Origin of the sequence: Phyllobacterium sp. (genome assembly GCF_037994425.1) — a bacterium.
Taxonomy (GTDB): Bacteria; Pseudomonadota; Alphaproteobacteria; order Rhizobiales; family Rhizobiaceae; genus Phyllobacterium.
This window is the reverse complement of record NZ_JBBNAM010000349.1, coordinates 1-21,542: the sequence shown is the minus strand read 5'-3', so window position 1 is coordinate 21,542 and position 21,542 is coordinate 1. Positions and strand designations below refer to the sequence as shown.

At 55.6% G+C, this 21,542-nt stretch carries 22 protein-coding genes and 1 pseudogene; 12 read left to right on the top strand and 11 right to left on the bottom strand.

Annotated features, from left to right (window positions below; genetic code table 11):
- Positions 1-62 precede the first annotated feature (62 nt).
- The 5 genes from AAAB35_RS23340 (at position 63) to AAAB35_RS23320 (ending at position 5,048) form a co-directional block, all read left to right on the top strand.
- Positions 63-1,199 (top strand): spermidine/putrescine ABC transporter substrate-binding protein, encoded by a 1,137-nt coding sequence (locus tag AAAB35_RS23340; RefSeq protein WP_340670664.1) that lies wholly within the window; start codon positions 63-65, stop codon positions 1,197-1,199.
- A gap of 61 nt (positions 1,200-1,260) precedes the next feature.
- On the top strand, positions 1,261-2,106 hold the full coding sequence (locus tag AAAB35_RS23335) for an ABC transporter permease (protein WP_340670663.1): 846 nt from the start codon (positions 1,261-1,263) through the stop codon (positions 2,104-2,106).
- Positions 2,103-2,921 carry an ABC transporter permease gene (locus AAAB35_RS23330; protein ID WP_340670662.1) on the top strand — a complete coding sequence of 273 codons (819 nt, stop codon included), beginning with the start codon at positions 2,103-2,105 and terminating at the stop codon, positions 2,919-2,921. The genes AAAB35_RS23335 and AAAB35_RS23330 overlap by 4 nt, the downstream gene beginning before the upstream one ends.
- Before the next feature lie 3 nt (positions 2,922-2,924).
- Positions 2,925-4,019, top strand: coding sequence for an ABC transporter ATP-binding protein (locus AAAB35_RS23325; protein ID WP_340670661.1), 1,095 nt, complete (start codon positions 2,925-2,927; stop codon positions 4,017-4,019).
- A 39-nt stretch (positions 4,020-4,058) separates the two neighbouring features.
- The gene (locus AAAB35_RS23320; RefSeq protein WP_340670660.1) at positions 4,059-5,048 is read left to right on the top strand and encodes a helix-turn-helix domain-containing protein; all 990 of its coding nucleotides are present in this window, start codon (positions 4,059-4,061) and stop codon (positions 5,046-5,048) included.
- Between the two features lie 173 nt (positions 5,049-5,221).
- On the opposite strand, the gene AAAB35_RS23315 is transcribed toward AAAB35_RS23320, so the two are convergent.
- The gene (locus AAAB35_RS23315; RefSeq protein WP_340670659.1) at positions 5,222-5,569 is read right to left on the bottom strand and encodes a gamma-glutamylcyclotransferase family protein; all 348 of its coding nucleotides are present in this window, start codon (positions 5,567-5,569) and stop codon (positions 5,222-5,224) included.
- Between the two features lie 151 nt (positions 5,570-5,720).
- Between AAAB35_RS23315 and AAAB35_RS23310 the strand changes: the two genes are divergently transcribed.
- Positions 5,721-6,218: a GAF domain-containing protein gene (locus AAAB35_RS23310; RefSeq protein WP_340670658.1), complete on the top strand. Its 498-nt coding sequence runs from the start codon at positions 5,721-5,723 to the stop codon at positions 6,216-6,218.
- A 307-nt stretch (positions 6,219-6,525) separates the two neighbouring features.
- On the opposite strand, the gene AAAB35_RS23305 is transcribed toward AAAB35_RS23310, so the two are convergent.
- From AAAB35_RS23305 to AAAB35_RS23285, 5 genes are all read right to left on the bottom strand, one after another.
- Positions 6,526-6,921, bottom strand: coding sequence for a cytochrome c (locus AAAB35_RS23305; RefSeq protein ID WP_340670657.1), 396 nt, complete (start codon positions 6,919-6,921; stop codon positions 6,526-6,528).
- Positions 6,922-8,202: a PQQ-dependent sugar dehydrogenase gene (locus AAAB35_RS23300; RefSeq protein WP_340670665.1), complete on the bottom strand. Its 1,281-nt coding sequence runs from the start codon at positions 8,200-8,202 to the stop codon at positions 6,922-6,924.
- Between the two features lie 180 nt (positions 8,203-8,382).
- Entirely contained in the window at positions 8,383-10,131 is a 1,749-nt protein-coding gene (locus tag AAAB35_RS23295; protein WP_340670656.1) for a TRAP transporter large permease subunit, read from the bottom strand.
- Positions 10,128-10,796 (bottom strand): TRAP transporter small permease subunit, encoded by a 669-nt coding sequence (locus AAAB35_RS23290; RefSeq protein ID WP_340670655.1) that lies wholly within the window; start codon positions 10,794-10,796, stop codon positions 10,128-10,130. Before AAAB35_RS23290 ends, AAAB35_RS23295 begins: the two co-directional genes overlap by 4 nt.
- Positions 10,797-10,872: 76 nt before the next feature.
- Entirely contained in the window at positions 10,873-12,018 is a 1,146-nt protein-coding gene (locus tag AAAB35_RS23285; protein WP_340670654.1) for a TRAP transporter substrate-binding protein, read from the bottom strand.
- Positions 12,019-12,166: 148 nt separating this feature from the next.
- Between AAAB35_RS23285 and AAAB35_RS23280 the strand changes: the two are divergent.
- Positions 12,167-12,354, top strand: a pseudogene (locus tag AAAB35_RS23280) (hypothetical protein); the annotation flags it as partial.
- A 60-nt stretch (positions 12,355-12,414) separates the two neighbouring features.
- On the opposite strand, the gene AAAB35_RS23275 reads toward AAAB35_RS23280, so the two are convergent.
- A complete protein-coding gene (locus AAAB35_RS23275; protein ID WP_340670653.1) occupies positions 12,415-13,032 on the bottom strand; it encodes a hypothetical protein in 618 nt (205 codons plus the stop codon).
- Between the two features lie 873 nt (positions 13,033-13,905).
- On the opposite strand from AAAB35_RS23275, the gene AAAB35_RS23270 reads away from it, so the two are divergent.
- The 4 genes from AAAB35_RS23270 to AAAB35_RS23255 all read left to right on the top strand — a co-directional run bounded on the left by AAAB35_RS23270 (position 13,906) and on the right by AAAB35_RS23255 (position 19,080).
- A complete protein-coding gene (locus AAAB35_RS23270; protein ID WP_340670652.1) occupies positions 13,906-14,295 on the top strand; it encodes a hypothetical protein in 390 nt (129 codons plus the stop codon).
- A 754-nt stretch (positions 14,296-15,049) separates the two neighbouring features.
- Complete coding sequence (pepT, locus tag AAAB35_RS23265) at positions 15,050-16,276, top strand: peptidase T (protein ID WP_340670651.1); 1,227 nt, start codon at positions 15,050-15,052, stop codon at positions 16,274-16,276.
- A 338-nt stretch (positions 16,277-16,614) separates the two neighbouring features.
- Positions 16,615-16,836, top strand: coding sequence for a hypothetical protein (locus AAAB35_RS23260; protein WP_340670650.1), 222 nt, complete (start codon positions 16,615-16,617; stop codon positions 16,834-16,836).
- A 1,029-nt stretch (positions 16,837-17,865) separates the two neighbouring features.
- Entirely contained in the window at positions 17,866-19,080 is a 1,215-nt protein-coding gene (locus AAAB35_RS23255) for a hypothetical protein (RefSeq protein ID WP_340670649.1), read from the top strand.
- A 7-nt stretch (positions 19,081-19,087) separates the two neighbouring features.
- On the opposite strand, the gene AAAB35_RS23250 is transcribed toward AAAB35_RS23255, so the two are convergent.
- Genes AAAB35_RS23250 through AAAB35_RS23240 form a run of 3 tightly spaced genes read right to left on the bottom strand, consistent with a single transcriptional unit; the run spans position 19,088 to position 20,836 of the window.
- Positions 19,088-19,642, bottom strand: coding sequence for a hypothetical protein (locus AAAB35_RS23250; protein ID WP_340670648.1), 555 nt, complete (start codon positions 19,640-19,642; stop codon positions 19,088-19,090).
- A gap of 16 nt (positions 19,643-19,658) precedes the next feature.
- Positions 19,659-20,249 (bottom strand): hypothetical protein, encoded by a 591-nt coding sequence (locus AAAB35_RS23245; RefSeq protein ID WP_340670646.1) that lies wholly within the window; start codon positions 20,247-20,249, stop codon positions 19,659-19,661.
- The gene (locus tag AAAB35_RS23240) at positions 20,246-20,836 is read right to left on the bottom strand and encodes a hypothetical protein (protein ID WP_340670645.1); all 591 of its coding nucleotides are present in this window, start codon (positions 20,834-20,836) and stop codon (positions 20,246-20,248) included. The genes AAAB35_RS23245 and AAAB35_RS23240 overlap by 4 nt, the downstream gene beginning before the upstream one ends.
- A gap of 167 nt (positions 20,837-21,003) precedes the next feature.
- Here AAAB35_RS23240 and AAAB35_RS23235 point away from each other — a divergent pair, with 167 nt between their 5' ends.
- On the top strand, positions 21,004-21,297 hold the full coding sequence (locus tag AAAB35_RS23235) for a hypothetical protein (protein WP_340670644.1): 294 nt from the start codon (positions 21,004-21,006) through the stop codon (positions 21,295-21,297).
- Here AAAB35_RS23235 and AAAB35_RS23230 read toward each other — a convergent pair.
- On the bottom strand, positions 21,283-21,542 hold a 260-nt coding region (locus AAAB35_RS23230; RefSeq protein ID WP_340670643.1), incomplete at its 5' end, for a hypothetical protein. The genes AAAB35_RS23235 and AAAB35_RS23230 overlap by 15 nt on opposite strands.

The following is a 21,542-nucleotide window of genomic DNA, read 5'->3' as shown; positions in this document are numbered from 1 at the left end:
TTAATTTTTCATATGGAAGGCGGCTTCTTATCCTCTGAATCAACCACATAAAGGGGAACGAGATGACCGCCACTAAACCATTCGACATTTCTTCGACAAGGCGCAGCGTTCTTAAGGGGGCAGGCCTCTTTGTTGGGACTGCACTTGCAACGCCTTACCTCATCAGCAAGGCGTTGGCCGACCCCGTCGAGTTGAACATGCTGGCCTGGTACGGACACGCCGAGCCGGACGTCGTCGCCGAATTCGAGGCGGCAAATAATGTGAAATTCAAGCCGAAATACTACACCGGCGGCGACAACATGCTGGGCCTCATCGCGCAATCCCCGGCCGGAACATACGATATCATCCTGTCGGACGCCGAATATGTCCAGCAATTGAATGAAGCTGGATATATCGAGGAACTGCATCCTGAAGACTATCCGTTCGACGATTATTTTCCGGAGTTTCAGAAATTCGCCGGTCACTGGCGGGATGGAAAACTCTTTTCGGTGTTCACGCGCTTCGGCTTTCTCGGGGTGGCTTACAACACCGAAGCCCTCAGCGAGAAGGAGGCGTCGACCTACGACGTATTCTGGTCTGAGAAGATCAAGGGAAAGGTCGGTCATTTCGACTGGCATCTTCCCAATCTGGGCGAGATAAGTCTCTTTGCAGGCAATGCCAATCCCTATGATCTTGATGATGCCGCGTGGGAGAAACTCAAGGCGAAAACCCAGACGCTGCGTCCACAAATTGGTGGTTTCTTTGACTATGGGGGAACGTTCTCGTCGCTGCAGAACGGTCAGATGTTGGCAATGGCCGGCATTGGCGACTGGATTACGGGCACGCTCGAAAAGAACGGCGCGAAAGTTCGCAGCGTCATCCCGCAAGAGGGAGGGCTGCAATGGACCGAATCCTTTTCCATAGGCAAAGGCACAACCAAGGGCGACCTTGCAAGGAAGTGGATTCAGTACATCACATCTGCCAAAGGTCAGGTAAAGAGCGCGAACATGGCCGCCTATCCGGCGCTGATACCAAACCGCAAGGGCTGGGAACTTCTCAACAGCGAACTGCCAGCCGAGGCACAGCGCCAGGGCATGCTGCTCAAGGGACCCAACGTCATGGACACCATCAGGTCGGGCCGGATCAAGTATCGCCAGCTTCCCCTGCAACAGAGCATCGAAGACTGGAACGATTTCTGGTCGGAGTACAAGGGAGCGTGACGGCTACGCTCCGGTAGCCCGGCCATTGTCAAGATATGGTTTATAAAAGCGAGGTCTGCGCATGCGGAAACCGATGCCGATCTATGGCCTGACATTCTCCCTGCCGATGCTGCTTTGGCAAATTGCCTTCTTCTTGTCGCCGCTCCTGTTCCTGACGGCGCTGAGTTTCTGGACGGTCCAGAATTTTCGCATGCAGCCGGACTTTGACACGATCAACTGGACAAGGACTTTGGGACGCGCCGTCTTCTGGGATGCTTACATCCGGACGCTGTCGCTTTCCCTCGCAGCATCGTTGCTAACCAGCTTCCTGGCGTTTCCATGCGCTTACGCGATCGCGTTCAAGCTCTCCGACGCCGCCAGGCGTTGGGTCATGTTCCTGATGGTACTCCCGTTTTTTACAAGTTACCTGGTACGCGTTTACTCCTGGCAGGTGTTTCTTTCCGACCACGGCATTATCAACGCGTTGCTGGGTGGTATCGGCCTTGGCCCTGCGGGCATGTTGAATACAACATTCGGGGTTATCATCGGATACCTGACACTGTGCTTCCCACTTGTCGTCCTGCTTCAGCTTTTCAGCCTGCTTTTTGTTGACCGCAATCTCGTCGAGGCTGCCCACAACCTGCGCTGCGGACGACTGCGAACTGTCATGGAGGTCATCGTGCCTTCGGCAAAGGTTGGATTGGTCATAGCGGCGCTGTTTTGCTTCATCCTGACATTTGGCGACTTCGTCAGTCCGCTCTATCTCGGCGGCGGCGATCCACCCACGCTCTCAATCCTGATAACGGACACCATCAAATCCGGCCAACAATGGCCCCGCGCCGCGGTGATAGCCTTGATGATGATTGGCACACTCCTGTTAGTGGCATTCGCCGCTGTCAGCTACGCCTATAGGGAGCGGGGACGATGAGCAATCGCAGCCGGATAATCGACGGATTTCTCAAATTGTATGTGCTGCTATCCCTGGTTTTCATCTTTGCGCCGATTGCTGCCAGTTTTGTGTTTTCCTTCAGCGCGGATCGCTTTCCTTCGCTGCCGCTCGGCGCATTCTCGACCGCCTGGTACCAGGCGGTCGCCGAAGATCCGCTTGTCTGGGAAGGGCTCCGCAATACCTTGGTTGCCGGGTTGATCTCATCGGTGCTTGCCACCGCATTGGGATTTGGCGCGGCCTATACGGATTACCGCTACAGGTTCTTCGGCAAGTCAATCTATCTCGCGCTCGCATTTCTGCCGCCGACAATTCCAGTGGTGATCCTTGGGCTCGCAATGCTTGCGTTCCTGTCTCGCCTTAGCCTTTCCGGTGAAGTCTACTCGGTCATCATCGCCCATGTTGTCATGTGCGCCCCTTTTGCCATGGCATTGGTGAGATTGAGATTGTCACAGATGGATCCGTCGCTGGAGCCGGCCGCCTGGAATCTGGGCGCAAGTGAGTGGATGACAATGTGGTCCGTAATCGTGCCCTTTTGCCGCCCGGCGATCCTTGCAGCGCTCTTCATCACAATGGCGGTTTCCTTTGACGAATTTGCAGTCTCCTGGTTTGTATCCGGCCTGCACGAAACCTTGCCGGTCAAGGTCCTCGGGTTCCTTCAGGGACAGGTTAGCCCGCGCATCAATGTCATCGGCACCTTTGTTTTCGGGACGTCGATCGCCTTGGTCATTGCAGCCCAGCTTTTGCTTATGAAACGCGCAGCACCGCCCCGATCGGCTGGCGATGTGGCGGAGTGAGGAATGATGAAAAACACCCCCCTCGTAACCCTTGACGGTGTCGTGAAACGCTACGGCAAGTTTACGGCCGTTGAGCGGATAGACCTTTCCATTCACGAAGGCGAATTCCTTGCCATCATGGGCTCTAGCGGTTGCGGCAAGACAACCACGCTTCGCATGCTGGCGGGGCTCGAAACGCCTTCTGAAGGTGAGATCCGCCTTGCAGGTAAGCGCGTGGATTCATTGCCGACCTGGAAGCGCGATACGCCGATGGTATGGCAAAGTCTCGCCCTCTTTCCGTTTCTGACGGTCCGCGAGAATGTCGAATTCGGCCTGAGGATGCGGAAAATCGCGAAGGCAGAGCGTCATGCAAGGGTCGACAAATGGCTGGAGCGGATGCAGATCAGCGAATTTTCGGAGCGAAACATCGCCCATCTTTCAGGTGGGCAGCGCCAGCGCGTCGCACTTGCGCGTTCGCTTGTTACCGAGCCGCGGATCCTCCTACTGGATGAACCATTGTCCGCGCTTGACGCCCATTTGAAGGTGCGGATGCAAACAGTCCTCTCGACCCTGCAACGGGAGCTCGGAATCACATTCGTATATGTGACCCATAGCCAATCCGAGGCATTCTCAATGGCTGATCGCGTCGTTATCATGAGCAAGGGCAGGATCGAGCAGATCGGAGAGCCGCAAGAAATTTATCGCGCGCCACGATCCCGTTTTGTCGCGGAGTTTCTGGGATCCTCGAATATCTTCAACGGGAGTGTGAGCAAGACAAACGGGCGGGGTGCGGTGGTATCGACGCCCAACGGGCAATTTGATGTCGAAAACCTCCCGGGAATGATTTCCCACAATGCCGGCGTAACATTTGTTGTCTCCGATGACAGGGTCTCGCTGTCGCACCAGCGACCGAACGGAAATTTCAACTGCCTGGAGGCGGCAGTGGTCGGTGAAGAATTTATCGGAGCGACTGCAATTGTTCATCTCGAGACGGAAAATGGCCTCGAATTGAAAGCACAAAAGAGCCATGCCGAGCTCGAGCACCTGAATTTGGCACCCGGCTCGAAATTGTGGTTTTCCTGGTCAGCGGGTGCTGCACATGTACTGCCCGTGCCATAGCGCCCGACATTCGTGTCACTCAAAATTATCGGAGAGTACATGGAGGGTCTCAAGAGCAAGGACATTTCGGACGGAAACAAGAGCGTAAGATTTGGCATCATTCCGTTGCCGAATTTTACCTTGTCTGCCCTCAGCCTGTTTTTGGACTGTCTCCGGCTGGCTGCTGACGAAAAGGACCAGAGCCGCCAGATTAGGTGCAGGTGGGAGCTCGCCACGCTGACGGGCGACAGCGTGCGGTCAAGCTCGGGCACGGTCGTCGAAACCACAGCAGGCATGGGCAGCATTCTCGAATGCGACTATGTGATCGTCGTCGGCGGTCTCAATATGCTCAAGCGCAAACCGCCGCTGGCGTTGCTCGAGCTTCTGCGTAAAGCCAGCAAGCGCGATACGGTCGTCATTGGACTATGTACGGGAAGCTTCGTGCTTGTGGAAAGTGGGATTCTGCCCGAAAAGCAGTGCTGTGTAAGTTGGCTGCACAAGCAGGAATTCGACGACGAATATTTTGACTATCGATCCGACACCACCAGTCTTTATCGCGCCAACGGCAACCACTTCACGTGCGCAGGTGGCATTGGATCTGCATATCTGGCATTGGAAATTATCGCATCCGAGTTCCACGAGGACCTTGCACGCAAGTGCGCGTCGATCTTGATGATACCCTACGAGAGGAGGAAGTCTGAACAACCCGCACCAGCGGTCGCCGAGATCAGCAACAAGGTCATCCGGCAGACTATTCGTCTGTTTGAAACCACGATGGAGGAGTCACCCTCAATGAGCCATGTCGCCCGGCAAATAGGCATCACCAGCCGGCAATTGGAGAGAATTTTTCGAGATGAGCTCGGAAAATCCCCATCGAGAATTCGCGACAAGCTTCGGGTTCACAAAGCGAAGCAATTGCTGATCGAAACCGACCTCAATTTCACCGAGGTTGCGGTCGCCTGCGGGCTCTATGGAAGCCGCACGCTCAACCGGACATTTGAACGTGAAGGCGAAAAACTGCCGCGCGACATTCGAGCGCGACCCGGCTGATACGCCTTGCGCAAATTGGCTCACAATGGTCAGGCATGAATATTCGCGGCCTCGACGGACCTAGTAGGGCCAGCTTTGGGCACAAACGCATTTTGCAAGGTCGCTGCGGTGGATCGTGCCTGGCCATTTTGGGCATCTGCCAGAAAGCAGGAACGGTGCCAGGCTCGTACGGTTCATGCCTTGACGTAGACCCAGGCGCTGGTACCGGATGTCAGCGTTACCTTGATCCGCTTGTAATCAGACACTTCGTATGCGTCCGCTGCGGCGAGCTCGCGCGAAGTGATCCCGAACACTTTGCCCGTAACTTCGTCTCCCGGATTGTCGGTCGGGACGACGAGGGGATGATAGCGTTCACCGCTGTTCTTGACTGCGTCCGGGTCGGCGATTTCGATCATCTCCTTTTGGAACCCTGGCATGCTGTCGTCAGAGCCCTGCAGCAGCGGACCGAAGCAAGCCCTCTGCAGGGCATCAAGTTGCAGCGTCCCATAGGAAAATAGATGAATCGCGTCCTGATCAATCATCGTGCATCTCGTCTTGGCGATTGTCCTGATTGCCAGTTTATGGCAGCAATCGCGTGTCAATTTGCCATGAGGCTCGTAAGCTTTCCAAGCATGGCCAATGCGCCATACCATGATATCGGGGATCTGGACTGCAACACACAAGGAGATGCAAATGTTCGAGGAAAAATCCATTGCTGGCGCCGGCAAGCAGGAATTCTATCGTGAACTTGGATCCCAGCTTTACGCGCTGCTCTCGGGAGAAAGCGATCCGATCGCCAACGCGGCCAACACATCGGCGCTGATTTTCCAGATGCTTCCGGATCTCAATTGGGCCGGTTTCTATTTCCTTCACAAGGACGATGAGCTTTTACTCGGTCCCTTCCAAGGCAAACCTGCTTGTGTGCGCATAGCGGTCGGGCGCGGCGTCTGCGGGACGGCGGTCGAGAAAGCGCAGTCCATCGTCGTTGAAGACATCCACGCATTCGATGGTCATATTGCCTGCGATCCGGCATCGCGTTCCGAACTCGTCGTTCCGCTGTTTCGTGATGGCAAAGTGTTCGGGGTCATCGATCTCGACAGCCCATCGCCTGGCAGGTTCGACGCCGCTGATCAGGAAGGCGTCGAAGCGATTGCTGCAACCTATGTTGCGGCATCTTCGTGGGAGGATTGACGATCGCTTCCTTGCTATCGCGGCGTATACTAACTGCTTGCAACCATGGAGGCCGGCATCGGCAATTCCGACCCGCTGACAACTCTTCGTTGGCTCTCCAAAGTTCGCTCGAGCCGGCTCCACTGCAAAGCACAGCTATCGAAATCTGTCATGGGTCAAAGATGAAGCGCACCCGCGAGCCTCGGCTCATTCGCCAGCTCCATGCGCGGAAATTCGTCCACTCTTCAAACCCCAGGAATGAGCGCGGTGTTGTCGCAATCAGTTGCCCATCGGGCGCGCCATCGCCTGTGCTCGGCCTTGTCTCGTCTCACGGCGGAACCTGAACGGTGATCTTGATCGATGAATAGTAGGCTGCGACATTCGCAATATCCTCATCGCTCAAGCCCTTGACCACGACCGTCATCTGCTCGTTCTTGCGCTCACCGCCCTTGAAAGCCTGCAGCGCCTTTACGAGGTAAGCCTCCTTTTGGCCGGCAATGTTCGGTGCGTCGGGCAGCTTGGCAAGGCCGTCCTTGCCATGGCAGACCTGGCACTTCGTCATGACCTTCTTGCCCGACGCAGCATCGCCTGCGGCTTGCGCGACAGTTGAACATGCAACGAGAGCGGTCAGAGCTAAAGTTATACCGCGAATATCAGCCTCCCATGTCCAGATTGGGCAATGAGCCATGCGGCAGGCCGTCGCCCGCCGCATGCCGAAGTTCACTCACGTCCCGTACGAAATTCGCCACACGGCTCCTGCCAAATCGTCGGAAACCAAAAGTGAACCGTCGTTAAGCACCTGTACATCAACTGGACGGCCGAGGTATTCGCCGTTCTCGTTCAACCAACCTTCGGCGAATACTTCTGTCTTGTCCGCGGTACCGTCTGGCTTGAGCGAGGTGAAAAGCACCCTGGCTCCCACGGGATCCGTGCGGTTCCACGAACCGTGCTGGGTCGAGAAGATACCGCCCCGGTACTTCTCGGGAAACTGCTTGCCCGTGTAAAAGGACAGGCCAAGGTCCGCTGCATGAGCAGCTTGCTCCACTTCGGGGAAGATGACTCCATCGGGTACTGTGGCGTCCTTGTATTCGACGGTGCGCGTCTTGCCACCGCCATACCAGGGGAAGCCAAAATTCTGGTCTGGTCCGGTGACGTGGTTCATTTCACCCGGAGGGACGGTGTCGCCCATACCGTCCACCTGATTGTCATTGACCCAGATGGTCTTGTCCTTGGGGTTGAAGTCGATCCCGAGCGGATTGCGCATACCACGCGCGTACACCTTCCGGTCGGTTCCGTCCTGCTTCAGGCTTACAATACCGCCGATGCCAAGTTTTTGAAATTCCGCGAGCACCTCGGGCGCTGGGACGTTGAACGGCTGGCCGATCGTAATATAAATTCGACCGTCGGGCCCAACGCGGCAGGTGCGTGCCGTGTGATTGTAACTTTCGTCGGATGCGGGAATGAGTTCGCCTTGCTTGACGATGGCGAACGCCGCCACATCGGGGCCTTCATAGAAAAACTCGGCGGCCGGGAACCACAAGACGCGGTTCTGTTCGGCAAGGAAGAGATGACCGTCTCTGGAAAAGCAGACGCCGTTAGGTACAGCCATTTTGATCGAGGGCGCGAACACCTTCACATCGTCGGCAACACGGTTCTTGTCGCGGTCCGTCATTGAGTAGACCAGTTCCTTGCGCGTGCCGACGAACGTCACGACGCCCTGTGGTCCAACAGCCATGTGCCTTGCGTCAGGAACAATGGCATAGAGACTGACCTTGAAGCCCTCCGGAACTTTGATTTTTGCCGCGATTGCCTTGAGGGCCTCGGCATTTTCTCCCTTCTGCGGAATGGGCTCCATCATCGCGGTGCCCGTAGTTTTGAAGCCACCTAATTTCTCTAGATTGGTGTCTTGCGCCAGGGCGGGCGTCGCCACAAAAATGGCCGAAAATGATAAAACGAAAGCGAGTTTCTTGATCACGGTATCCTCCCAAGTGACCAGCTTTTGCATCTGAAAATGGCAGATACGACGTTGCGGGTGGTTTGTTGTTGTTTGAGATTCCGAAATCGAGTGCAGACTTTGCAAAGTCTAACTCAAGCCTAAGAAGTATTGCATGAAACCGTTTGTCTGACAATCAAATCAAGACCGCGCCCCTTTTCTCCATTTCGATTGACCATAAGGGGATCGTATTCAGCCGCCGTAGAGGTAGTTCGGCAGCCACAGTGTTATGCCGGGCCAGATGTACATGATGATCATGCAGACAATGACGATCAGCATGTACGGCATCATACCGGCGAATATCTGATTGAGTGTTACGTGCGGCGGCGAAACCCCCTTGAGATAGAAGGCCGACATCGCCACCGGCGGTGACAGGAACGCCGCTTGTAAATTCACGAAGACGAGGACGCCCCACAGAACCGGATCGATGCCGAAATGCTTCAGCATCGGCAGAAAGATCGGCACGAAGATGATGATGATTTCGGTCCATTCAAGCGGCCAGCCAAGAATGAAGATGATCGCCTGTGACAACAGCATGAATTGTATGGGCGAAAGGTCGAGCGACAGTACCCATTGCTCGAGCAGGGCCTGACCCCCGAGAATTGCAAACACGGCCGAAAAAAGCGCCGAACCAACAAAAAGCCAGCACACCATGGCCGTGGTCTTTGCGGTCAGGAAAACGGCTTCCTTGGTGCGCTTCCAGTTAAGCGTTCGCGCCTGGAACGCCAGCAGAAAGGCGCCGGCAGCACCCACGGCTGCAGACTCGGTAGCCGTCGTGATCCCGAACAGGATGACCGCAAGCACCACCACGGTGAGAATGCCAAGCGGCATGACGGAGGAAGTCAGGAGCTTGATGACCTCTAGCCGCTCCGGATTCATATTCCGGTAATAGCGCAAGAGTATCACGGCCGCCAACGCTGCAATGAGACCGAAAGAAACATAGAAACCAGTCGCAGGTCCGACAGGTGTCGCCGGTCCGGCATCGACAACCGGTGAGCCAAGCTGTTCCAATCCGGATGGGGCCTCCGCGTCGGCTTCGCTTTGCTGATGGATGACCACATACCACCAGACCAGCAAGAAGGTGAGTGCTGTCAAGGCGAAAGGGACCAGCGCAGCACCGAAATTCCTGAGCAGCTGCCAATAGGTGAGGGGCCGTCCATCGTTCGCACAGAGCGCCATTGCCCGGGATGGCGCGAACAATGCTGAAAAAAGTCCAACAAGCATGTTGCGCGAATAGAGCGCCTGAAAACTTTGCATCCAGGCAGGCACGGGAACCTTTGTTTGTTCCTTTGGCAAGCGGGGGGCTATGCTCGGATTGATCATCGCCCAGCCCAGAATGTAGACGAGATAGAGGAAGGCGAGGAAGAAACCCGGGAACATGGCAGCGGCGTAAAGCTTCACCACGGATTGCCCGGCGACCGCCGCATAGACGATGATCATGACTGACGGCGGGATCAGGATACCCAGCGTGCCCCCCGCAGTGATGACCCCGGAGGCAAGCTTTACATCATATCCCGCCCTTAGCATCGGGTTGAAGGCAATCACGCCCATCAGGACCACGACGGCGCCGACCAGGCCACTGGCAATACCCCAGAACGTGCACACGACGAGTGTCGCGACAGCGAGCGAAGCGGGCAAGCGTCGGAACGAAAGCTGGATGCTGTAGAACATTTTGTCAACGAGCGCTCCGCGCTCCATGACGTAGCCCATGAGGACAAATAGCGGGATGGAAATCAGGACGTCGTTGGTCATGGCCCCGTAGGTGCGCTGGACCATCAGGTCAAAAACCCGATTGTCAATCCAGTGTTCGGCGGGGTTGTAGAACGCGTAGAACCCGAAGAACATGCCAAGCCCCATCAGCGTGAAGGCCGTGGGGAAACCCATCATAATGACGACCACGATAAGCATCAGCATTGATAGTCCGAGAACTGGATCGCTCACGTTTGCAAATCTCCCCCCGAGCCACGTTTACGTGCCGTCTCGTCGATCTGCTGTGCGCGTTCGATCGCGGCCTTCCGCGTTACCTCATCGATATACTCGCTGTGCGCAAGCTGTTCCTCGACCACGTCGATCTCGGCAACATCCTTGAGCCTGCTCGGCCATTCGCCCGTTTTGAGGCAGACGAGACAACGCACGATCTCCGCCAGTCCCTGCAGCATCACAAGGGCACCCGCCAGTGGAATGATCGATTTGAAGTAGTAGATCGGCGGGCCCTCGGCGGTTACGGTCGAATGTTCCCCGATCCGCCACGACAGCGCTGCGTAGTGGTAGCCTGCATAAACGAGGGCAGCGATGCCCGGCAGAAAGAAGACGATGTACAAGATCAGGTCGAGCAGCGCCTGCGTCCGTGGCCGCATTGAGCTATAGAGAAAGTCGCCGCGCACATGGGCATTTTGCGCCAGTGCATATGCACCAGCGAGCATGAACAACGTGCCGTAGAACATGCTGCTTGCGTCGAAAATCCACGCTGTCGGCATGTTCATGATATAGCGTTTGAACACTTCGACGCAGACTAGCGTCATCAGTCCGATGATAAGCCAAGCCGCGGCCTTGCCGAACCACACGCTGATCGCATCGATACTGTTTAAGAAATGCTGAACGTTCATACCTGCCCCCCATGGCGGGGGCGAGCACTCACCCCACACCCATGACCCAGTCGTGATCGGCGGATCGGATAGCGCGTCAGATCTTCTTGGCCGCCGCGTTCTCGCCAAAATAATGATCGAACGCCATGCGGCGGCCGACGACCGTGTCCTGTTCCCATCGCGTTGCCCGCTCGGCGAAGGCGATTTGTGATTGCAGGATTTCCTTGAAAAGCGGGTTGGTTCCCGCATTTTTCTTCGCGACCTCGTCGTAGACCTCCAACTGCTTTTTGAGGATTGCGTCGGGCGTCTTGTAGAATTTCACTTTGTCCGTCGTCTGCATTTCCCGATAATCTTTCGAATATCGGTCAATCGCTTTCCAGTACATATCCTGCGACGCCGCCTCGACCCCATTGGCGATGATGGCTCTCATTTGTTCAGGCAAGGCATCGTACTTCGTCTTGTTGAACAATATCTCGAACTGCTCCGCGTTTTGATGATAGCTCTGCAGCATGCAGATCTTGGATACGTCGGGAAAACCAAGCGTCCGATCGGACGAGGCATTGTTGAATTCTGCAGCATCCAGCAGGCCACGGTCGAGAGCCGACACGATTTCACCGCCCGGAAGCGCATTGACTGCGGCACCTAGACCGGTAAAGACGTCGATAGAGATGCCAACGGTGCGGAATTTCAGACCCTGGAGATCCTCAACCTTCGCAACAGGCTTCTTGAACCAGCCTAACGGCTGTGTCGGCATTGGTCCGTACGGGAACGAAACGACATTGGCGCCTATCGAGGCATAGAGCTTGGCAAGGAGTTCTTTACCGCCACCATATTTATGCCAGGCCAGGAGCATGTTGGCATCCATGGCAAAGCCGGGACCCGAACCCCATAGCGCCAGCGCAGTCTGCTTCCCGTAGTGATAGACAAGTACGCCATGGCCACCGTCGAGCGTTCCCTGGGAGACCGCGTCAAGCAGCCCAAATGCCGGCACGACGGCTCCTGCTGGCAGCACCTCGATCTTGAGGTCGCCGCCGGTCATATCATTAATCTTCTTGGCGAAATCCAGCGCGAACTCGTGAAAGATGTCTTTGGACGGCCATGTGCTCTGCCAGCGCATACTGATAGGACCTTGCGCCTTGACGACGCTTGGTGCAGCCACTATCGCCGCACCCACGACTGCCGCACCGCTCAGAAATTTGCGGCGTGAAGTTCTGTCCCCTGTTGGGGTTCCCGTTTTGGTCATTTGCTCCTCCCAAAGCATGGACTTGCTGTCCAGCCGGAACAATACTACTCAACGACTGAACAAGCAAAGCTTACTCTTTGACGTCTCAAGCAATGATTGTGGGAACAAAGTTCAAAGTGCAATTTCTTATTGCTGAATTTGCAACTGGGTGGGCGAGGATTTCATTCTCGGCGTTCGCTACACGGCTGACGAATGCTTCCCGGCGGTACGGCCAAAGCTAAGGGCATCGAAATCTCGAGGCGCCTGTAGGAGAGCGGCCTCATCGATTGCCTGAACGTGATCCGCAGCCACATCGATACAGACGCAGGTCTGACTGACGTGATTCCAACACAGGGCACTCGAATAGCCGCGACTTTGCCGAGCGGACCGACGCACGAACACCGGCCCCCACAAAATTTAACCTGGAGGCCCGGTATAACCAATTGCATTCGGCCCCCCGTTCATCTCTCGAAGCTCAATTATGTAGTTTCGCGGACGCAGCCAGATGCCGGGTGTTTTATACCCCATGGAGCGCGCGATTTGCCCCACGAAGGCATTACAGTTCTGGACCGTTGCTTGCCAGAAATGGGACCGCGCCTGGAGATCGCGTATGTATGCAACGACCTTTTTATATTCGGCCTGGCTCAATATGACGCGCCAGCTCGCCGATCTGTATCTGTCATCCAGGTCACCGTCGCTTACCCCGGTCTCAGCTGGCACAGGGATGTAGTGGCCAAGAACGTAGGGTACTGTGCTGTTTGAGGCCGGATGAAGTCCCGCCACATCGCGATCGATCATCTTGCCCGCCGCGTTCACACGGCCAAAAATCACGTATGCGTGGCCATAGCTGAGCGCATAGCGAGCGCGAAACTCTATAAAATATCGCGCAACCTTTTGTTGAGACTTTGCCACTGCTGTGGCTCGGGGCGTCGTTGCAACGGACGTGGCCGCGGAACCCGACTTGGCCTCAGCACGCGTTGGGGATGCCACTGCCGCGATGGCGAGGAAGGTTACAAACATTAGGCGACCGCTCATGAACGACTTCCTTTCGCGAAAATTTGGCAACGCGGGCTGGCAACAGCCATGGGCCCAGGTCGCCTACGCCGACCTAGATGATACCGGGCCTTTCGAGATGGCTTGCAAACCCGCTTACGCATCTCGGCAGTTCGACAATGCATCTCAGTAGGATAAGTTCCAAGCGCGGACCTCGCCCGATTGCATTGAAAACATAGTGCGGCATGCTGAAACTGGACGCGCCCCTTGCGTGATAATTGAGCGTCGCAGTTCGGGCGCGGGACCGACCAAGGAGATGGCGGCTTGATCGTTGCGGGTTGAACCGTCAATATATCATGTCGAGTACGGTCTCCCGGTTCGGTCGTTCGACTAGGTTAGGAGAGTCGGTTCGCCTGATCACAACAGGAGGGGCACTTCCTATGGCTCGGGTTGGGCAATAGGATCAGTTTCGCCACCGGCAATGGTCGCTGCAGGTTCAATGCCTCACCAGCCCGGGCGTTTATCCACGTGGAAGACGGGCATGGCCCGAGGATGAGCTACCCAATTTCAATGGCAACGGTCATGGCAGCGCCATCACTCAAAAGATTCCTTCTCGTGCGGTCGTTCAAAATCGATTAGGCTTCGTCCTGCATCTCACCGATTGCATTCGAGTTGCTCCTACAACCGTGGGGAATGGTTGTGGCGGTAAACCAGATAGTTGCAAGTTTGATACGGCACCAACGCAACTGGCAGCTTCAAATATGGTAACGTCGCTAAGCGACCCTCGACCACTTTCGAAAGTTGCTGCAACGTTGCGTAGCGTGACCAAGCTCGCTAAACTTCCAGTCCAATTCGGCTTTGCAATTTTAACGTCCGGTGTGCGGTAACTTTCTCGCAAACTCAGAGGAGCGTTTAATGGCAGAAACAACCAGCAAAACACGACATGCCATGTTAGGAGTTAGCATTTTCGCTGCGCTCTCAGGCAGCTCTCATGCTGCAAGTTACGCTGAATTCTTGTTTAAGGAAAAATTCGAAGCTCACATCCAAGCGATGATCGCAGACGGCATCACACGCAACGATGCGGGTTACATCGCTTACGCTGCCTTGTCGCGTGGTTCGTACGAACTGTGTGGCGATCATTTATTTCCGAAGAGTCTGGCTTATGGCAGCTATCAACAAACACTTAAGGCAACATCGCTGCCGCAGATTGTTGTTGATCGGCACATGCGCGCTTTTGAAAACATAATGAAGGCAGAGTTTCAAAATGAGCGGGCGCTCATGCGATATTGCGGATCACAGCCGTAAGTGCGGCGGGCTCGGCACCAAGTCCTTCTTGAATGAGCAGCGAAGTAAATGGAGAGCGAAAACAAGCATCTTCCCGGCGGCCTCACCGTAAGGGGCTTTACTCCACGGTTTTGCAGTACGAGTGTTTGCGAATCACCTTGCCGTCGCGAAATGTGTAGACGTCACACCTCCTTTTTTGCCCATCGAGGCTGATGCCAGTGAGGGTCCATATTGAAACGCCAGCCTCGGCATCCGAATCTACAAAGTGCTGCGCGTTGCCGTAGCGAACATCCAGGAGCCCATCAGATCGTGTTGCCAGCGCGTCGCGTACGTTCGGTTTTCGCTCCAAACGAGAGCCCCAAGGCCCTGTTCCCCCGCTTCTTCAAGAATGGGACGTTTGAGCAAGAAGTAGTTCAGACTTACCACTCAGCCGACATGGTTGTCCTGGCGATCATGATGCCACGCGAGGTTGGCGGTCTGCAGCACACTGGTGGCTTTGCGTCACCTTGATTTATCGGCGCGAAGGGACTGATTGGCGGCTGACGCATGAACATGCTGACCCTGTCGTCAATGGCGTCAGTCTTGAACGGGCGGCGGCGCTTGCGCGTGGCGAAACGCTCTGACGTTCAACGACTGAAGTTAGCACGACCAGCGGCATCCACATCGATTGCTATAAATGCTGCACGCTTCGCGATGCGAAGCGAAAATGTATTCACGGCGAGGCTTGCAGGCGCTACAGCAGTTTAACAGCGGCACGCAATTAATGGACCAAGCCATGACCGACACTGTCACCGATCGCTTTCTTCGCTACGTCGTCATAGACACCCAATCGGATCCCAAGTCATCGACGCAGCCATCCACCGAAAAGCAGAAGGTTCTCGGCCAGATTCTGGTCAAGGAATTGCTGGAAATCGGCCTAGCGGATGCGCACATCGACGAGCACGGTTACGTCTACGCAACCATTCCATCGAATGTTGATAAGCCAGTGCCAGTCATTTGCTTTTGTTCGCACATGGATACCGCGCCTGACTTCACTGGAACAAACGTCAAACCGCAAATGGTGCTGAACTATGGCGGTGGCGACATCGAGCTTTCTCCACAGCAGATCATTCGCGTCAGCGACAATCCGGTGCTGCGCGATCAAATCGGCAATGATATTATCACGACCGATGGAACAACACTGCTCGGCGCTGACGATAAGGCCGGCATTGCCGAGATCATGACGGCAGCGCAACTCCTGATCGACAATCCAGATATCCGGCATGGAACAATCAGACTGCTGTTCACTACGGACGAAGAAATAGGTCGCGGTGTAGATAAGGTCGATCTGACAAAGCTGGCCGCACAGTTCGCCTACACGGTCGACGGCGAAACGGCTGGCCATATCGAAGATGAGACGTTCTCGGCCGATGCTGTCGAGATCACCATTACGGGCGTCGCCATACATCCCGGCTTCGCCAAGGGAAAGATGGAGAACGCCATCAAAATCGCTGGAGCGGTTATCAATCGACTGCCAAAGGACGCTGCGCCAGAGACGACGGCAGGCCGAGAGGGCTTCATTCACCCAACGGGTATGGCCGGTTCGATGGAAAAGGCCGTTCTCAGCTTCATCGTCCGTGACTTTAGCGAGGATGGCCTCAACGCCAAGGAAGCCATGCTCGAGATGCTGGTAAAGGATGTTATGGAGCACTATCCCAATTCCTCCTACACCTTCGAGATCAAGGAGCAGTATCGCAACATGAAGGCCATCCTCGACCGGCATCCGGAGATCGTCGATAACGCCGTTGAAGCTGTCCGACGCGCGGGCATGGCTGCGGTGCGCGGTAGCATCCGAGGCGGTACCGATGGTTCGCGGCTGTCGTTTATGGGACTGCCCTGCGCCAACATCTTCGCTGGCGGTCACGCGTTCCACTCACCGCTTGAATGGATCAGTCGGCAAGACATGGAAAAAAGCGTCAACACGCTTATCGAACTTGCGAGAGTCTGGGAGGAGCGCGCCTAGTCCCCTCGTTATCACACGGGAAACATTGCGCCTCCCATACGGTAGAACGGTGCCGGCCAGGCACAAATGGGCACACGCCGTCTCCATCCGCGCGTGGCAACGATGCTGCCGATGAAATGACTATCGTTGCGACACCCGGCCGTCTCGTGGCGAGACCACGATGTCAGTGTGAGCGACGCGGCCCCGCAGCCGTGCCAGACGCGCACGATTAACCGAGTGGTGAATCCCTTTGTTTCCCGTGAGTGATCTTCCTGAGGCTGTTTTGCGTAGATGATGTGCGTGAGACTGGGTAGTAATCGGGAAAGACAGATCGACAGATGCCGAGAAAAACTGTTCAAATGGATGACGATGCATTCATGGAGCATCTGAAGAAGGTCATCTCAGACTATCAAACACGCGCAGATCGGCTCATAATTGGAATCGATCATATTTTCGGGGGACGGGGAGGTCGCGAGGAAATCTCGATCGAAACCGCAGCTCACTACAAACGACTTATTTCCCACTATAAATACATCGTCACTCAATATGAGGCCAAGAAGGTGCCTAAACAATCGGGATGAGCAAACTTGCGTTTCAGCGGGTAGCCACCTTCGCGTGACGAGGTCGCAATGGCCGGGCTACGCCGCGTGAGTCCCGTCTCGACGTCGGGCGACCGGGCTATGTCAATTCACCAGTTTAGTTCCAACGACATCTGAGTTTGTTATCTTGAAACATACTTTTGTGGTTGTCATCGGACCACCGTTCGCTCCACTACCGCCTTGGCGAAATCGGACAGACACGAGAGAAGGGTCGGGCGAAACCGCCTGCAAGCCATGATTGAGCGAGGCCGGCTTCCAACCTAAGGAAGCGGTATGGCGGGGCCCGTGCCGGACTTCATTCACCTGTCGAAGCCTTGCACGAGTTCGCGGTTCAATAGACGTCGAGAAATGGATGCTGGCGCGATGGTGGGATCAAATGGAAAGCTGGAATTGGCGCGTATCGATAAAGACCTTGGCGTGAAGCTTAAGGCCTTTCGCTTGGCCTCTGGCCTCAGCCAGATGGCGTGCCTGCGTGTACTTTCCGAGTGACGACGATCAATCGGGTTCCCCAGTAAGGCGCGTTAAACTGGCCGTGAACCCATGAAACCGGGAAAGTGGGGGGTTAGGCAACTATTGACCTCCCAGGAATCAACCTCTCAGCCGTAATTTCAGCTGACGGCAGATTGTTCGCGCGCCACGTAGGCGAAGAAATCGTGGTCCAGCTCACCGCCGCTGATGACCGTCGGCTTCCAAGTGAGGTTCATAAAAGCCCGCTCGAACTTCATGGCAGATGAAAACCGTGTCGAAGAGATCATTATGTCTCAGAACTTAAACGGCGTTGCCCGAGGATGGACTTCCACTAAACCGGCCAGCGACGTTGTCGTCCGGAGGACGAAATTGCCGTGATTGCAGGGTTTGACATCCGAGAGGTTCCTGAAGCGGGTGACAGACAGGAAATATTTGCTATGGTCCCCGAGATTTCGGGAGGTTTTGGTGTTGGCCGAAATGGCATTTCCTATCACGTTGACAATACAATTGTGGGTCCGATTTTGGCCGCAGTTGGTCGCCGTAATGCTTCTTGGTATTGTTTTCTCCGAAGTGTTGATGCGGCTGGCCGTCTGGACGGCGTTCATGAACCATTCTGCCGGTCTCGGCGTCCTGACGTTGGTCGCGCTTACCCAACTGGTGACGACCGTGTCGATGATCCAGATCGTACGTCCGGGGCTGCCTTCAATTGCCCATGCCCAGGCCATTTCACTTGGGAGGGATCGTGCTACTGTGGAAAAGGGCCTCTCCCGGCTTGCAACAATTATCACCGTGGCGCTGCTTCCATTCTTTGCCTATTACGCGGCGTGGGGTTTCCTCGGCGATACGATAAGGCAATATTCGCGCCTCGCTCTTGCCTATGCACCGTTCGGCGAGGCCGGAGGCAACGTACTCGATGTGCTTGATTCCAAATGGCTGATACTGTCGGTCGCCATTTCCTGGGTTGTGCGCAAATTCGCGAAGATGATCCAGGGGAAAACGCAACGTTCGATCTGGCGCGTTATTATCGTTGTCTGCGAAACCAACTGGATATTTATCGGCCTCTACGTAATCAGCCGCTGGAAGGACATGTTCCTAACCTGGTTGGGCACGCGCAACATCGGTAATCTTTTCGATAGCCTCTGGACCAACTATGCGCATCCCGTCGGGTCTGCCTACGCGGCAGTGATGATCCCAGTCGAGCAAACGTCGGTGACCATGTCATCGGCGATCATCAACCTGTTTTTCTACGGGCTCCTGCCAGTAATTTGGCTCGTCATGGTCGCACTCGTCTATGGCTACGATGTGCGTGACGACACGGAACTGATGCGCGTCCACCACCGCGTCGAGCGTTTTGGCGAACGCTACAAGGCGATACCGAAGTTCCTGCGCGACTTTGTGGAGCATTTCATAGGAGGCTACCGGTCGCGCTACCTTCCCATCGCCAATGGCGTGCGGCTGACTCTGAATTCCGGTCTGATGCTCATCATTACACTCATTGTCGGCTATCGTTTCATCGATTGGGCCGCCGCTTGGGCCTGGATAGGCATGACGCGGTTGATCGGTCCGAATACCCTCGATACCTGGCAGGTACTGTCTGAAGGCGTGAGTTTGCTGTTCGGGAGCCCGTTTCAGGATTCATCAACCGGGATTCTTGTTGAGCCGCTTCGCATCTGCTTCCTCGCGGCTGTCATCGAGACGGCATTTTCCATGGCAAAGCGCTCGCGCCCCGCAGAGGCGGCAGAGGCATCAGTCTCGTGAGACAAATCTAAAGCGGGCGCGCAAACCGTAAATAAGAGGGTCTCTCGCTTCCGACACCGAGCGTAGGCCGCACTTCGGTCGCCACCTCCCTTGGGACAAGAAAGCTTTCTTCGATAACCATGCGCTCACCGGATTGGGCTCCAGAAAAGGCCGCAGCGCCGCATGACTTGATACCCTCTGCCACAGAGGGCATACCGGGAATTGAAGCCGGTTGCCACAGTCGCCCGACGGGATCGACGAGGCGGATCGAGCAGCCGAGCCAAAGATTCTGCAGATCCGGATTGCCGATCTCGACGAGGAAGCGGGCGGTGAGGGGAACTGAGCTTGAAGGAAGGGAAGACGCAGTCTTCAACACCTCCACTGGTTTTAACGAAACGAATTGCCAGTTGCTGCCGCCGAACCGTACGGTTTCACCTGCTGCTACATCCTTTGGCCACAGGTCATTGCCCGACAAAAGTTCTCTAACGCTGTCGTAGGACGTCTCGAATAGCGTGAGGGGTATCAGCACGATCAAGGACCACAGGCTCCGCCGTCGCCACATCCGCTCTGACTTTGTACTCATCTTGCTCAACACGATCTCAGTTCCCTGATACTGCCATGGGCCGGCGAATGTCAAAGCTGTCAAGGATCAGCGGCTGTCCGTCGTTAAACTTCTTGAATCGGTCAATTGCAATACGCACCTGTGAATCCAGCCGAGGAAACAGCTGGTTGGAAAGGATGAGAGTCGCACCACTGACTTGATCAGGCAAGGTTTCAAAGACAAAGCGCGCCGGCTTCGGTAGCCCCGGGTCGATAGCATGCGGCGGAAGGCCCGGCACATAGCCGGTGCGATCGGAACTGTCATATTGCAGCCCTGTGGGCCCAACCCAGCTCGCCTGCGCCACCACATTCGATGCGGTAGTGGCCTCAAGTTGCGCGCTCACCACGACCCATACTCCTGATGTCGTCAGGGTTTTGCTCGTGCCGAAACCCTCAACTGTAAGCTCCCGTGCAAAGGCAACGTCGTCGACCGTAACGTTGAAGAGCCGCGCGCGGACCGTTTCGTGCATTTTGCCGTATACAGGTATCGGACCTGTCAAATCCATGTAATGCGGCTTGGAATGCTGCATCCCATAGAGCAGTGCGACCGCCAGACAGAGGGCAATGATGTTGCCAAACCGGCGTTTCATTGCTCCTCAGCCTCAGTCGATGCCGGGATGCGCACGATACCGGCGGTGTGATCATTGTACCAGCCCGGACTGCCTGTCAGGTTGTCACGCGCTTTATAAGTCTTTGCAGTCACGAGCAGTTCGACCGTATCCGATGGCGCTGTATTGGCTGGTACCAGCCAGATGTAGGCCATTTTTTCTGTCATTCCCGGATGAAGGTCCGGCAGAAGTGAAGCGTCACGTTCCATATAGATCATCGGCTTTTCGGCCTGGGCATCTATTAGGGACGGCAAATGGAAAACACCGTAATAATCCTTTGACGACCTTGCGGTGAGGTTCGTCAACTCCGCCTCGAAAATCACTCCCCTCTGACCATCTTTTGGTGACACGCCGAAGGCTCGTTTGCTGGTAATCCGCGCAGAAAGCGGCTTGATTCGCCATTGGCCGGCATCGACGGTTTCATTGTTTGGATACTGCGGATACTGCTGATCGGGCGTCGCCTCGAACGCGCCTAATATGATTGCAACTGCCAACGCTGCGACAGTGCCTAATCCTGCTGTCAGCCAGGCGATCGCCTTGCTGCCAAGTTTCAGAACGCCAGACAACATTTGTTAATCATGCAACATCACAATATTCGATGGCAAGGCTGCGAATGAAGGTTTTCACGGCTAACCTTGCCCGCGATGCATAAACGCTTCCTGCCAGGGGCCGCCAAATACGATCGATGGGGATACGAACGGCCCCGCAAACGAGCCTAGTGCCGGACGGACCGATCGTGGACTGGGACCAAATCAAACGTTGGGGATTGATCAATCACATCCCGCAAGGCTCGCAAATCCTAAACTATGCGCCAAGTGTTTGGGAAAGATATTATTCAAAGATCATCGCGGCGCTGACGGTCATCGCGCTGCAGGCCGCGACGATCGCTGCGCTGATTATTCAGGACCGCGGCAGGCGCCGACTCCAGGCCGAGCTTGTCCTTGAGCGGCTGGAACTTGCGCACTTATCGAGAACGACGCAACTCGGCGACTCTCCGGTGCGCTCGCCCACGAACTCAATCAACCACTAACCTCCATATTGGCAATTTCGCAAACAGGGCAGATTGGCACCCATGTTTCTGAACAGATGAACGAAAGGTCACCGGATCAAAATATGGATCGCCTGGAGATAGCGCTGGGTTTTCGATCATAACTGTGAAATTCGCAATGCCCGCACCGTAAGTTTGGTCACCACGGCGACCTCTGGTTCGGGCAGTCGAACGCTTCGACGAACGTTCGGGAATTGTTACGATCTCCTCCGAGTTGAAACGGTCGT